Source organism: Selenomonadales bacterium 4137-cl, assembly GCA_032334055.1.
In the GTDB taxonomy this organism is placed as follows: Bacteria; Bacillota; Negativicutes; order Sporomusales; family UBA7701; genus Anaeroselena; species Anaeroselena agilis.
In genome coordinates this window covers 1,430,685-1,444,105 of sequence record JAUOZS010000001.1, presented here as the reverse complement: position 1 = coordinate 1,444,105, position 13,421 = coordinate 1,430,685, and the positions used below count along the sequence as shown (strand labels likewise).

At 59.3% G+C, this 13,421-nt stretch carries 15 protein-coding genes; 1 reads left to right on the top strand and 14 read right to left on the bottom strand.

Going from position 1 to position 13,421, the window contains the following annotated elements; all coding sequences use genetic code 11:
• Positions 1-7 precede the first annotated feature (7 nt).
• From Q4T40_07575 to Q4T40_07545, 7 genes are all read right to left on the bottom strand, one after another.
• Entirely contained in the window at positions 8-1,336 is a 1,329-nt protein-coding gene (locus tag Q4T40_07575) for a thymidine phosphorylase (protein MDT8901092.1), read from the bottom strand.
• 6 nt (positions 1,337-1,342) lie between these two features.
• Positions 1,343-2,518, bottom strand: a complete 1,176-nt coding sequence (locus tag Q4T40_07570; protein MDT8901091.1) for a phosphopentomutase — start codon at positions 2,516-2,518, stop codon at positions 1,343-1,345.
• A gap of 31 nt (positions 2,519-2,549) precedes the next feature.
• Positions 2,550-3,437, bottom strand: a complete 888-nt coding sequence (xerD, locus tag Q4T40_07565) for a site-specific tyrosine recombinase XerD (GenBank protein MDT8901090.1) — start codon at positions 3,435-3,437, stop codon at positions 2,550-2,552.
• Between the two features lie 138 nt (positions 3,438-3,575).
• Positions 3,576-3,782: a hypothetical protein gene (locus Q4T40_07560; protein MDT8901089.1), complete on the bottom strand. Its 207-nt coding sequence runs from the start codon at positions 3,780-3,782 to the stop codon at positions 3,576-3,578.
• Between the two features lie 152 nt (positions 3,783-3,934).
• Positions 3,935-4,576, bottom strand: a complete 642-nt coding sequence (gene spoIIM, locus Q4T40_07555) for a stage II sporulation protein M (GenBank protein ID MDT8901088.1) — start codon at positions 4,574-4,576, stop codon at positions 3,935-3,937.
• Between the two features lie 68 nt (positions 4,577-4,644).
• A complete protein-coding gene (locus tag Q4T40_07550) occupies positions 4,645-5,832 on the bottom strand; it encodes an endonuclease Q family protein (protein ID MDT8901087.1) in 1,188 nt (395 codons plus the stop codon).
• The gene (locus Q4T40_07545) at positions 5,829-6,362 is read right to left on the bottom strand and encodes an NUDIX hydrolase (GenBank protein MDT8901086.1); all 534 of its coding nucleotides are present in this window, start codon (positions 6,360-6,362) and stop codon (positions 5,829-5,831) included. The genes Q4T40_07550 and Q4T40_07545 overlap by 4 nt, the downstream gene beginning before the upstream one ends.
• A gap of 62 nt (positions 6,363-6,424) precedes the next feature.
• Here Q4T40_07545 and Q4T40_07540 point away from each other — a divergent pair, with 62 nt between their 5' ends.
• On the top strand, positions 6,425-6,547 hold the full coding sequence (locus tag Q4T40_07540; GenBank protein ID MDT8901085.1) for a hypothetical protein: 123 nt from the start codon (positions 6,425-6,427) through the stop codon (positions 6,545-6,547).
• Positions 6,548-6,568: 21 nt separating this feature from the next.
• Here Q4T40_07540 and Q4T40_07535 read toward each other — a convergent pair whose 3' ends face one another.
• From Q4T40_07535 to Q4T40_07505, 7 genes are all read right to left on the bottom strand, one after another.
• On the bottom strand, positions 6,569-7,255 hold the full coding sequence (locus Q4T40_07535) for a hypothetical protein (protein ID MDT8901084.1): 687 nt from the start codon (positions 7,253-7,255) through the stop codon (positions 6,569-6,571).
• 140 nt (positions 7,256-7,395) lie between these two features.
• Positions 7,396-8,166 carry a sporulation transcription factor Spo0A gene (spo0A, locus tag Q4T40_07530; protein ID MDT8901083.1) on the bottom strand — a complete coding sequence of 257 codons (771 nt, stop codon included), beginning with the start codon at positions 8,164-8,166 and terminating at the stop codon, positions 7,396-7,398.
• A 100-nt stretch (positions 8,167-8,266) separates the two neighbouring features.
• The gene (spoIVB, locus tag Q4T40_07525; protein MDT8901082.1) at positions 8,267-9,634 is read right to left on the bottom strand and encodes a SpoIVB peptidase; all 1,368 of its coding nucleotides are present in this window, start codon (positions 9,632-9,634) and stop codon (positions 8,267-8,269) included.
• A 153-nt stretch (positions 9,635-9,787) separates the two neighbouring features.
• A complete protein-coding gene (gene recN / locus Q4T40_07520; protein MDT8901081.1) occupies positions 9,788-11,503 on the bottom strand; it encodes a DNA repair protein RecN in 1,716 nt (571 codons plus the stop codon).
• Positions 11,504-11,529: 26 nt separating this feature from the next.
• Positions 11,530-11,979, bottom strand: a complete 450-nt coding sequence (argR, locus tag Q4T40_07515; GenBank protein ID MDT8901080.1) for an arginine repressor — start codon at positions 11,977-11,979, stop codon at positions 11,530-11,532.
• On the bottom strand, positions 11,976-12,551 hold the full coding sequence (locus Q4T40_07510) for a class I SAM-dependent methyltransferase (GenBank protein ID MDT8901079.1): 576 nt from the start codon (positions 12,549-12,551) through the stop codon (positions 11,976-11,978). Before Q4T40_07510 ends, argR begins: the two co-directional genes overlap by 4 nt.
• Positions 12,538-13,407, bottom strand: a complete 870-nt coding sequence (locus Q4T40_07505; protein MDT8901078.1) for an NAD(+)/NADH kinase — start codon at positions 13,405-13,407, stop codon at positions 12,538-12,540. The genes Q4T40_07510 and Q4T40_07505 overlap by 14 nt, the downstream gene beginning before the upstream one ends.
• Positions 13,408-13,421: the final 14 nt, after the last annotated feature.

Genomic DNA, 13,421 nt, shown 5'->3' with positions numbered 1-13,421 from the left:
TTCACATTTATACCATGTTTATACCGGCGGCGGTGACAGTACCGAGGATAAGCTCCGGTCTGGCGGCCTTGTCCGGCCCGATGGTAATCGCGGCGGAGATGGCGGCCTCGGCTGACGGTATTTTGGTCGGGTCTGCGGTGTAGAGGGTGGCCAGCGGCTGGCCTAGCGCGAGCTTGTCGCCGAGGCGGCAGTGCATGACTAGCCCTGCTCCGAGGTCGATTTGCTGGCCCTTGTACTCGCGGCCCGCGCCGAGGATCATAGCGGCATAGCCGATGCGGGCGGCATCGACGGACTGCACGAAGCCGCCCGCCGGACTCGCGACAATGTGGCGGATGGCGGCCAGCGGCAGGAGGGCACGGTTGGCGACGACGTCGGGGTTGCCTCCCTGGGCGGCCACGAGGGCGGCGAATTTCGCCAGCGCCTCCTTGCCGTCGAGAAGCTCTTGCAGCTTGCGGTAGCCGGCGGCGAAGTCGGCGGCTTTCCCGGCCATTACGAGCATATGGGCGCCAAGGGTCAGGCATATCTCCCGCAGTTCGGGAGCGCCGCCGGCACCGCTCAAGATGTCGATGGCTTCGGCGACTTCCAGGCTGTTGCCGACCGCAAGGCCCAGCGGCTCGTGCATCGTGGAGATGACGGCCATGGTTTCGCGGCCGACCAGCGTCCCGATGCCGACCATGGTTTCCGCCAGTTTGAAGGCTTGTTCGGGCGTCTTCATGAAGGCGCCGCTGCCGGTTTTTACGTCGAGGAGTATCTTGTCGGCGCCGGCGGCGATCTTTTTGCTCATGACCGATGAAGCAATTAGGGGTATGCTTTCGATGGTGGCGGTGACGTCACGGAGGGCGTAAAGCTTGCCGTCGGCCGGGGCGATGTCGGCGGTCTGGCCGGTGATGGCCACGCCGATGCGGCCAAGGTTGGCGAGAAATTCCTCGCTGCTGAGGGCGGTGCGGAAACCGGGGATAGCCTCAAGTTTGTCGATGGTTCCGCCGGTGAAACCGAGGCCGCGCCCGGACATTTTCGCCACCGGCACGCCGGCGGCCGCCACCAGCGGCGCAAGCACAAGGGTGGTGGTGTCCGCGACCCCGCCCGTGCTGTGTTTGTCGACCTTGACGCCGGGCACGGCGCCGAGGTCGACGGTGGCCCCGGATTTGGCCATGGCGAGCGTGAGGGCTGCGGTTTCCGCCGCGGTCATGCCGCGAAAGTATACGGCCATCAGGAAGGCGGCCATTTGGTAATCGGGTATCTCTCCGGCGGTGTATGAGGCGATCAGCTCGTTTATCACCGCGGCGGACAACTCGCGGCCGTCGCGTTTATCAAGGATGGTATCTACGATGCGCACGTATGGTCACCCCGTTATCTCGCCCAAAAAGCTCGTGCCGTACGGCAGAGGCTTAAGGGCAAAGTTCTCCGCCACCGTCGCCGCCAGATCGGCGAAGGTGGCCCTGACACCGAGACTGCGGCCGGGCCGTCCACTGGCATAGGCGAGGAGCGGCACGTACTCGCGGGTATGGTCGGTGCCGGCGACCGTCGGGTCGCAGCCATGGTCGGCGGTAATTACCAACAGGTCGCGGTCGTCCAGAAGCGGTAGCAGGAGGGCAAGCTGTCCGTCCAGCCTCTCGAGGGCACGGGCGTACCCGTGGCAGTCGTTACGGTGGCCGTAGACACTATCGAATTCGACCAGGTTGGCGAAGATAAGCCCTTCGCGCCGTTCTTGGCGCACTAGGGTTTCAAGAGTGGCCATGCCATGGTCGTTCGATTTCGTGGGGTGGGAGTCGGTGAGGCCGCGACCGGCGAAGATGTCGCCGATTTTTCCGACTCCGATCGTCATGCGGCCGGCTGCCTTCAGGCGGTCGAGCACTGTCGGCGCAGGCGGCTCCAGGCTGTAGTCGTGGCGGTTGGCGGTGCGCACGAAGCGGCCCGGGACGCCGATAAAGGGCCGGATGATAACCCGGCCTACGGCGTGTTCGCCGCGGCAGATTTCGTCCCTGATACGACGAGCAATCGCCCCCAGCTTGTCCACCGGCACGATGTCTTCGTGGGCGGCTATCTGTAGAACGCTGTCAGCCGAGGTATAGACGATGAGAGCGCCTGTCTTTAGGTGTTCTTCGCCCAGCTCGGCGATGATTTCTGTACCGGAGGCGGCCTTGTTGCCGATGACCTTGCGTCCGGTAAGGGCTTCGATGGAATCGACGACCTCGGCCGGGAAACCGTGAGGGTAAACAGGGAAGGGCCGGAAAAGCGGACAACCGGCCATCTCCCAGTGGCCACTGGTGGTATCCTTGCCTTTCGATACCTCGGCCATCTTGCCGTAGCTGGCCAACGGCCGGCCGGCAGGTTCAACCCCGTCCAGGGGATGTATGCAACCAAGCCCTAACGAAGCCAGGGTCGGCAAAAAAAGCCCGCCGTGACAGCGGGCTATGTTACCCAGGGTATCGGCCCCGAGGTCACCGTATTCTGCGGCGTCAGGCAACGCGCCGGCGCCGACACTGTCCATTACGACGATAATGATGCGTACAAACAACTCTGTATCCCCACCTTAGGCTTTGATTTTATCATGCGCGGGGGTGAGCCTTGTCATACACTTCTTTGAGGCGGTTCTTAGTGACATGGGTGTAAATCTGGGTTGTGGAGATGTCGGCGTGGCCGAGCATCTCCTGCACCGAACGCAGGTCGGCGCCGTTCTCCAGCAGATGGGTGGCAAAGGAGTGCCGCAGGGTGTGCGGGGTGATCTCCTTGTTGATCGTTGCTTCCTGAGCGTATTTTTTGATTATCTTCCAGAAGCCCTGCCGGGTCAATCTGTTGCCGTGGTGGTTGACGAACAGGGCGGCCTCCTCGTACGTACGGACCAACTTGGGCCGGCCCTTGCTTATGTACTCCTGAACGCATTTGGCGGCGATGGAGCCGAGCGGCACGATCCGCTCCTTGGCGCCTTTGCCGTAGCACTTGATATACCCCATGTCCAGGTTTATGTCGGAGATATTCAGCGAGATGAGCTCGGAAACCCTGATGCCGGTAGCGTAGAGAAGCTCCAGCATGGCCTTGTCCCTCAGCCCGGTGGGCAGGAAGGTGTTGGGCTGCTTGAGAAGTTCTTCCACCTCGGAAATGGATAGAATTTTGGGGAGTTTTTTCTCTAATTTAGGCGACTCGAGATGGGCGGCGGGATCCTTCTCGAGGTAGCGCTCCCTGACAAGATACTGGTAAAAGGATTTGATGGCGGCGAGATTGCGCGAAATAGTCGAAACAGCCCTGCCCTTTGTTTGCAGGTTGTTCAGATAGGCGAGAATGGTGCTACGGTTTGAGTCCTTTATAAAGTCCAGCTGCCCGTTGTGCAGGTAGGCCTGAAACTGCCGGAGGTCTCGGCCGTAAGACTCCAGGGTGTTCTGGGCCAGCCCCCTTTCCACCGCCAGATATTGAATAAACTCGTTTACGTAACCTTCCATTCCAATCACCTTTTTCTCTTGGCAAAATTTCCGATCCTGACGCGCAATCTAACAGTGGGTGGTATTATTCAACATCAGATGCCCGTTTTCCTTTCTTTTCCTGTCGAAAATAATAGATTTTCTTATTTTTTTCGTAAACTAAATTACCTTAACATAATCTGATATTACCCGCAGCGGTTTTTCCAAATAATGGTCATCCCGTATCTTGGGTAGCGGCTGGTTAAATTGCCACAAAAACCCCAATAGCTTCGACAACACATAAAAAACCATGACTACCAGGGCCATCGCCTTTAGCGCAGCCTTAACGCGCCGGGAGACGATGCGCCACGAGATGCCGACAATCATCTCCCCCACCTCTTTCCGCGGCTTAACTTAATATCATACTTATTCACATTTGGTTTTGGATATTCCCGACAATGTAAATTAATAACGGCGGAAAAACAAAACCGCCGGGCGGGCCGACGGCGCGGAGGAGGCATTCTTATTCGCCGGAGCGACTATTGTTTCAGCAGCAGCCCGGCGACAAGCTTCATGAAAACCGGCGAAATGTATACTTCGATTACGGCGGCTGCCAGCATCAGCGCGAGCATTAACAGGCAGAAAACGGTGTAACCCACCGATTCGTACAGGATATTGACCTTGGCCCGCTGCTTCCGCCTCACCAGCATCATGGAGAAGGAGGTCGCCGCAACACCCGCGGCCAACAGGGCGGGAACGGCGAAGAAGTTGTGCGGCAATACTGACGCCAAGGCGAATGCCAGGCCTTTCATGATGTATTCGTTGATGAGGAAGCCGACGGTAAAGCCGATAACGAAGCCGCGGGTGAAAATGATGAACAGGACGAAGGGTATGCCGACAACCGTGAAGCCAAGCAGCCAGATAAGGCCGATGGTCTTGACGCTGCTCAGGGCAACGGTGCTGAACAGGGCGGGCGTGTCGACCACGCCCGGGCTCTGAACAAGGCCCTGGAAGAATACTTTCAGGTAGCCGATGAGCTCCAGCTTCTGGTCTTCAGGCAGCGCTTTGACGGCCAACGCGCCGACAGCGACGCCGATAACGAAAATCAGGATCATGAAAAAGTAGGCGACGATGTTGGCGCGGAAATACTCATTCATATTCTGACGGAAATTTCCCACCATGCGCCTTCCTCCCGACTACACCTGCTAAAATGTATGCCAGGCAGGGGAGCGTTATACCCTCTGTCCCACTAATTTTTCGTCAGCTTGCCGTATATGCCGCCGCCACCGGCGGTTATGGCCGCTTCGCCGGCGCGGGCGGCGATAATGGCGGCGGCAGCCTTGGCGCCTACCACTTCCCTGAGCGCGGCGGCGTCCACGTTGTGGAGCACGTTCATTTCCGACCCGAAGGCGGCCAGCAGTTTGTCGAGCGCTTTGCCGCCCACGCCGGGGATAAAGCTTAGGGGTACCTGGTGGCGGTAAGGAGGCCGATGGTCCGGGTGACGGGGTTCGGGCCAGTCGGCGATGTCGTCGATGCGGTCGAAGACGCCACGGACGATTTTGCTGCTGCCGCAGCGCGGACAAGCGTCGGTGAACGGAGCTCCGGCCGGGTCGAAATAATCGCAGTGGCCGCAGAATGTCCGGTGGTATTTTCCCAGGCGCGGGTCAAGACCGAAGTTGGCCGCCACCGCCCTGCCCTCACGACGGGCGAAAGCCCAGGCGCATTCCTGGAAGGTGGCTGCTCCGAGAGTGAGCAGGTTGTATTCGCGGGCGATTTTGTCGAGGGAATGGGCGTCGGAATTGGTTATAAAGGTAAAAGACGCCAGCTCGCCGATGCGGTCGGCGAGTGAGCTGTCTGCGCTCAGGCCGAGTTCGACCGCGCCGATCGCCGCCATCTCCCGTTCACCGAGGATATTGGCCATGCGGGCGGTGCAGCTGCCGTACAGGCCCTTGTGGGGCGTAAAGGCGTGGGCGACGACGATGAGCGCGCCAAAGGGCGCGGCGATGCGCACGAGCTCGGCCAGGGGCATGTGGGCGTTCTGTGAACTCATGTGAATGTTGCGGATGTGCCGGCTCATCGTAGCGGAAAAGTCGGCCATCAGTCCGATGTCGGGCAGGAAAACGAGCGTATGGGCCGAGCCGCCGTCAGGCTCGCTTGTCTCGATTTCCGCCCCGAGCAGGAGGGTAAGCCGATCATCGTAACGATAGCCGCCCTGACTGTCGAGGACGAGCAGGCCTTCTGCGGAAAGCAGGGCGAAATCGTCGCGGACGAGCGGCGAAAGGGCGTCAACGACGCCGACGATTTGCAGACCTTTGCGTTCCGCCGCCTCGGCGAGGATGTTGCGGAGGGTCAGACGAGCCGAAGTGGGGATTTTGACCCAGCGGCCGCTTTCGCTGAGGCCCACGTGGACATGGAAATCCGCGAAGAAATTTTTCATCGCCCGAGACCGGCCATCAGAAGGCCGATTATGGTTTTGGCATCGATTATCTCTTTATCGGCGAGGAGTTTTTTTACCTGTGAGGCTGTGTAGTATTCGATGTCGATGAATTCGTCGCCGTCGGTGTTTTGCGCCGTCGGGCTAAGGTCGCGCGCCAGGTAGAGATGCATGATTTCGTCGGTAAAGCCGGGAGCGGTATAAAAAGTGGCCAGGTGCTCCAAGCGGCCGGCGCGGTAGCCTGTCTCCTCCTCAAGCTCGCGGCGGGCGCAATCCTCGGGCTGTTCTCCTTTGTCCAGTTTGCCGGCCGGCACCTCTAGAAGCTCCTTGGCGACGGGATAGCGGTACTGGCGGACGAGAACAATCTCGCCGGTCGCGGTAATGGGCACAACGGCCACCGCCCCGGGGTGCCCGACGACATCGCGGGTGGCTTCCCGGCCGTCCGGCAGGCGGACACGGTCGTGGCGAACCGTCAATATTTTTCCGTTATAAACGATTTCGGACGCTAACCGGTGTTCGGTAAGTCTGGACATGAATACCTCCAAGCATTATTCTCCCTCCCTAGGCATATATTACGCCAAAGGGAGGGACAGCCATGCATATCGTTATAACCGTGAACGGTCTTTATTTTTCCGGCAAGGTGGGTGATTTCCGCCGTTTCCTGGCGCTGCTTGCCTCGCACCCGCCGGTCGGGTACCGAAGAGACAGCCTGCGGTAAAGGAATGACGCAGATGGCTTTTTACTCCATCCAGGGGTAATGGGTGTACGGCTTGAGCACGAATAACGGGTAATCAGTTTTCACTTCGTCGGCGAGCCATTCGGGGGCTACCACCCATTTGATCGGCACGCCGATGATGCCCGCGGCTTCTTCGGCGACGGCCAGACCTTCGCGGATTTGGGCGACAGTGGTTTCGCCGGCAAGATTGGTGTTGCTGACGATGCCCGACACCGTCAGCCGCGAGACCTGCTCGATGCGGCGGCAAACGTCCACAACGGCGGTGGCTGTGTTGGTGAACGGACGGCGGGTATTGACGACCAGCCACGCCTGATAGGGATTATCGTTGAATTTCCGGTTGAGTTGACCAAGAACGATGGCCGATTCGCCACCGCCGACATCCATCACGACCTGGTATTCTTGTTGGTAAAGAACCCTTGTAAGGTCTTCCGGCATTATCGGCAAGTCGGAGTGGGCCAGTCTGCGGTCGGGGGCGACGACGGTCACGCCGCGTTCCTCGAGCAGGGCGCGGTTTTCGCGGGTCCGAAAATAGGGTTTGACGAGATCGATGTCGACCACGGCCGTCTGATGCCCGAGCTGCCTAAGCTGGATGGCGTAGTTAACCGCCAGCTCCGTCTTGCCGCTGCCGAATTCGCCGACGAATACTTTTATCCTCGGTCCTTGCGCCAGAAGTTCGGTGTTAGTCTGCATCTTCAGCTCCGTTCTGCCCGCGGAAACGCCGCGGACGGTTGTTCACATAGTTTATTCCTTTCCAGGATGAAAAATCCTGCCTGAAAAATATAAACCCCGCGCTTCGTATCGAAGGAAGCACGGGGCGTATACTATGCGCGTCACGCACGCATCTCCATCCGGAGTTTGTCGGCGATCATCGCCATAAATTCGGAGTTGGTGGGTTTGCCTTTCTCGAGTTTGACGGTATAACCGAACAGGCGGTTGATCATATCCATGTTGCCGCGGCTCCAGGCGACTTCGATGGCGTGGCGGATAGCCCGCTCCACCCTGCTGGGGGTGGTGGAATACTTCTCGGCGATCATCGGGTAGAGGACTTTGGTGACCGCGCCGAGAAGTTCTATCTCGTTGATGATCATCATTATGGCGTCGCGGAGATACTGGTAGCCTTTTATATGGGCCGGGATGCCGATTTCGCGGATAATGTTGGTTACCTCGACGTCTAGAGGCCGCGCCTTGATCGACTGGGTGGCGGCGGGACGCTGGGAGGTGATGGCGTTGGCCAGTTGGCGGACACGGTTGATCAGTACGTCCATATTGAACGGCTTCAAAATGTAGTAATCGGCGCCCAGCTCAACCACCCGCTGGGTTATGTTCTCCTGGCCAAGTGCCGTCAGCATAATTACCTTGGGACGTTTGCCACTCATAGTGCTGATGCGTTCCAGCACGCCGATGCCGTCGAGGTGTGGCATAATGATGTCCAGAATAACGACATCAGGCTTTTTCTCGTCAATAAGAGCCAGGACTTCCTCCCCGTTGTATGCGACCCCAACAAGGTTAATATCCTGCTGTTGACTCAGGCATTCCTGCATAATGTCGGCGAAATCGCGGTTGTCATCAGCGATAGCCACCTTTATTGCCTCTCTTATCATCAACAAATCCTCCCTGCCCAGTTTTCTGGAAAATACAATTCGACATATCTGCGGCATATCCTTCCTTGACTGGAAATAAAATCCAAATTTTTGAGATTTTTTATGCGGATATCGGAAAAAAACTTATTATTGACGGACCGGAGAACGAAAAACGGCCAGAAAGCGTGAATAGCTTTCTGGCCGTCTGCTTTTCCCGACGTGGAATGAGGCCGCTCTCCATCAGCATCCAGTCGACGAAGCACCCATAACCGCGCGTCGGATCGTGGACGAAGACGTGCGTAACGGCGCCGATGATTTTGCCATTCTGGAGGATCGGACTGCCGCTCATGCCCTGGACAATGCCGCCTGTTCGCTCAAGTAAGCGGGGGTCGGTGACCTTTATGACAAGACCTTTGCCTTCTGGAGTTTCCTGGAGGTTAATTTTCTGGATTTCGATGGCAAACTGCTCGATCTTCTGGCCGTCGATGACGGTTAGCAGTTCCGCCGCCCCCAGTCGAACCTGGCTCATGGAAGCGACGGGAATACCGTTTCCGTACTTCTCCTGCGGCGGGTACGCTGATAATTGTCCGTAAATGCCGAAAGGGGTATTTTTCTCGATGGTGCCGAGTATCTGGTCTTCTTCGATAAAGACGCCGATTTTTTCACCCGGGTGGCCCCGCCGCCCGTGTTGTATTCCTGATACCGTGGCTAGGACGATTTTTCCCTGGTTGCAGTCAATGGGCTGGTTGGTGTCGCTGTCGGTGATGACGTGGCCGAGGGCGCCGTAGGTATTGGTCTGCGGCTCATAGAAGGTAAGCGTGCCGACGCCGGCAGCGCTGTCGCGCACGAACAGGCCGATGCGATATCGTCGGGTGTCCTGGCAAAAAACCGGCCGAAGCGATATTTCGAAACTAGCAGCGCCGCGCTTTACCAGGAGACTGACCGCCCGGTTCTCGCGGCCGCTGGCGTCGATAACCTCCGCCAACTGACTGTCGCTTTGTACGGGAGTGCCGTTAATACTGAGGATGACATCGCCGATCGCGATTCCCGCTTCTTTCGCGGGGGAGCGGCTGCCGTCCGGCCCGGCTACGGGTGAATGTCCGACGATGATGACGCCCTGTGAATGGAGGACTACGCCGATGGAGTGGCCTCCTGGCACCAGTTTGATCGGCGGTAGTACGTCGACCTGCACTGTACGGACCGGAATCAGCCCCAGCAGCTTGAATTCGAGCGTCGCCTTGCCCAGACTCACCGGCTCCAGCGCTACCGGGCGGGAGAAACCGTGGGTGGAACGGACCCTTACGGCCTGCTCCTGGTTGACCGTCATTGTCCATGGAAAGGCGACATTGAGGCTGGCGGTCTCTCCTTCGATAATGCGCATATGTGGCGGAAGTTGGTAGATATCGCGAAACGGGGGCGAAAAGGAGAATGCGACAATCAGCACGGCAAGCAGCAAGCCGAACGCAGAACGGCGATTTTTGCCTGACATCTTCCGTCATCACCCCGAATCTTTTTATTTCGGGAGCAACTTTACCCGCACTGTAAAGTTACCCGATTTTTTCGGGGATTATTCCGGAATATGTAGCATATATTGTCTTATTGAGTCATAATTAATCGTTTATTAAAAATAAATCGCGCAAGCTTACGCTTGCGCTTTATTTTTCCATATTTCTTTACGATACTTCGCTGCCGTTATCATTTCCGCGGCATTATCCAGAGCCGCCCTGGTTATATTGTCGCCGGAGATCATCCGGGTTACCTCCTGGAGATGGGCGTCATCGTCAAGTATTCTGATAACTGTGTTCGTGCGGTCGCCATTGACCATCTTCGCGACTGCCAAATGCCGGTCGGCCATTGCGGCAACCTGGGGAAGATGAGTGACGCAGAGGACTTGCTTGTCGCCGGCGACGAGGGCGATCTTCTCGGCGACCATTCTGGCAGTCTGACCGCCGATGCCGGCGTCTACTTCGTCGAAGATCATCGTGCCGACGCCGTCCGCACTGGCGGCAACCGTCTTAAACGCCAGAGCGATGCGGGAAAGTTCGCCTCCCGAGGCTACCTTAGCCAACGGTTTGGGCTCTTCGCCGGGATTGGCCGAAAACAGTACGGCAACCTCGTTGATGCCGGTGGGTGTAAAGCGCGCCGCCGTCCTGACTTCAATGGCGAGAGCAGCTTGGGGCATGCCAAGATCGACAAGATGGTCGCGGACCTTGCCGGCGATCTCGGCGGCAGCTTCGCGGCGCAGCCTGTCGAGTTCTGCGGCTGCCTGAGCCAGTTCCTGTTCCGCGGCGGCCCGCTGGGCGCCGAGCGCGGCAAGGCGTTCCTCATAGTTGGCGATGTCGGCCAGCTCGGCCGTCGCCTGGCGGTAGTATTCAAGGATAGCGGCGATACTGGCGCCGTATTTCCGTTTCAGGGTGTGAATGGCGTCCATCCGCTCCTGCAGCCTGGTCAGACGTCCCGGATCGAAGTCGACGCTTTCCCGGTAGTCGCGCAGTTCCGCGGCGATGTCTTCGAGTTGGTAGATAGCCTCGCTGATCGTTTCCAGTCTCGCGGCCAGCGCGGGGTCGAAGCGGGCAGCGGATTCTAGTTCCTTGCGGCACTCGGCGAGGTCCGACAGGGCGCCGCCCGATCCTCTTCCTCCTTCGGAAAGCAGGCCGTAAGCCCGACTTACGGCGCCGATTATCTTCTCGGCGTTGCCTAGCAGCCTGATTTCGCGGGCAAGTTCTTCTTCTTCGCCGTCCTTGAGAGCGGCGGCGGCTATTTCCTGGGTCTGCCAGGTTAGCATGTCGAGGCGCTGGGCGCGTTCGCGCGAATCGGTCTCAGTGCGGGCGAGCGCGGCGCCGAGTTCGCTCCAGGCATCGTACAGACCGCGGTAGTGAGCGAGCTTTTCCCGGCCGCCGGGCAGGAAAGAGTCGACTAACGCCAGATGGGCCTCGGGCCTGAGTAGGGCCTGGTGTTCGTGCTGTCCGTGCATATCGACGAGTTCGTCGCCGAGACGGCGCAACACACCAACGGTGACGTGGCAGCCATTCGCAAGGATGGCGGTTTTTCCTTGCCGCGAAAGATAGCGACTGATTATCAGGGTGGAGCCGTCCTCCAGAGGTATGCCTTGATCGTCGAGGATGGCGCGGACATTGGCGTTGGCGGCCACGTCGAAGACGGCCTCGACTCTGAAGGAGTCGCAGCCGCTGCGTATGGCGTCACGCTCCGCCCTGCTGCCGAGCAGGGTGCTGAGGGCGTCTACGAGGATGGATTTGCCGGCCCCCGTTTCGCCGGTGAGGATGTTGAGCCCGCCGGCGAATTCGACGCTGGCCTGCTCGATGAGAGCAAAATTGGTAACCGAAAGGGTTTTCAGCATGAAGAGCCTCCTCCCCTGTCATGTCTTCAGAGCAGGGCGCGGAACCTGGCCAGAACGCCGGCCGCCGCTTCCGGGGGCTTGACGACGATGAACACTGTGTCGTCGCCGCCCACCGTGCCGATGATTTCCGGCCACTTGGTGCTGTCGACCGCGAATGCGACCGCCTGGGCGAGTCCGGGCACCGTTTTGATGACAATAATGTTCAGGCTGTGGTCCATGCCGACGACCGAATCCTGGAAGGCGCGCTCAAGGCGGGCCTGGGAAAAGACGAGGTTCTGTTCGGGCGGGAAAGCGTAACGGTATTGACCGTCGCCGGTGGGGACTTTGATGAGCATCAGTTCCTTGATATCGCGGGATACGGTGGCCTGGGTCACCTCGATGCCCTTTTTTCGTAACGCTTCGGCCAATTCTTCCTGGGTCTCGATAACCTGGTTATCGATGATCTCTTTTATGCGGGCGTGACGCGCAGCCTTCATACCGACTCACTTCCTTTCTTCCCGATTATGTACAGGATGGGCGGCCGGTTACGCTGGTTGAGCATCCTCCAGGCGGCCGCCGTGAAAACTGCCTGGGGAAGGGCGGCCAGAAAATCGGCCACAGCGGTGTTTTCCTGTTCGCCGGCGCCGTGACCGGGGTAAGCGACGATTGTTACAATGCCGCCGGTCGCCAGAAGGCTTGTTATCGAACCGAGGGCGGCGACGGTTGTTTCGGCGCGGGTGGTGAAGCCGTGGTCGCCGCCCGGGCGGTAGCCGAGGTTGAACATGGCGGCGTCGATCGGGCCAGTCACGTAGTCGGCTACCCGGCTGTGGCAGTCGCGGATTAAGTGGCACTTGCCGGTCATCCCGTGTTCGGTCAGGCGCCGGGCGGTGGCGTCAAGCGCTTCCTGCTGGAGGTCGAAGGCCCAGACAACCGCGTCGGCAGGAGTGTTTGCCGCCAGGAAAAGGGTATCGCGCCCGTTGCCGGCGGTGGCGTCCACCACCGTCCGCGCGGCGGACAGCTTGTCCTGCAACAGCTGGCGGGCCATGGATAACGCGTTAGCAATTGTCATTGTCGTCGTCCCGCCAGAGCTTGCTGCGCAGCGTCTGGGAATAGCTCTGGCCGCCGAGACGGGCGAATCTCGCCCGGCAGGGGGCGCGCCTGACAATAACGACGTCGTCGGTCCTCAGGTCGTAGACCGTCTGGCCGTCGGCGGTCAGGACGATGTCGTCGTGGGTAGCCTGCATGGCGATTTTAATCTCTTCCTTTTCCGATACGACCAGCGAGCGGGCATGGAGGGTGTGGGGGCAGATGGGGGTCAGAAGAATGACCTTGAGGTTGGGATTGACCACCGGGCCGCCGGCCGACAGCGAGTAGCCGGTGGAACCGGTCGGGGTGGCGACAATCAGACCGTCGGCCGGGTAACGGGCGGTAAGGGCGTTGTCGAGATAGACTTTCAGCCTGACAAGACGGGAAAAGCCGCCTTTGGTGACAACGATGTCGTTGACAGCCGAGGAGATGAACAGATCCTGGCCATCGCGGCGGACGATGGCGTCCAGCATCAGGCGTTCTTCGACGAAATAGTCGCCGCGGATGAGGCGATCGATAGCCGGGGCGAGATCAGGCAGCTCGACTTCGGTTAGAAAGCCCAGTTGGCCCAGGTTGACGCCGCAGACCGGGACGCCGGCCGGAGCGACTTCGCGGGCGGCGCTGATGAGCGTGCCGTCGCCTCCCAGAGCGATGGCGAGGTCGATCTGTTCCTTAAACTCCTCTTTCCCGCAGCCGAACTCGGGACAATTCATCTCCCGGGCCGCGTCCGTGGGCAGAAGGGTGCGGATGTTGCTTTCCTTGAAGTGCCGGACCAGCCAGTCGAGCACGGTGCCGACGCTTTCCTTCCTGGTGTTCGGGAATATGCCGACAGTCAGCACGGCCTTCCCCTCCC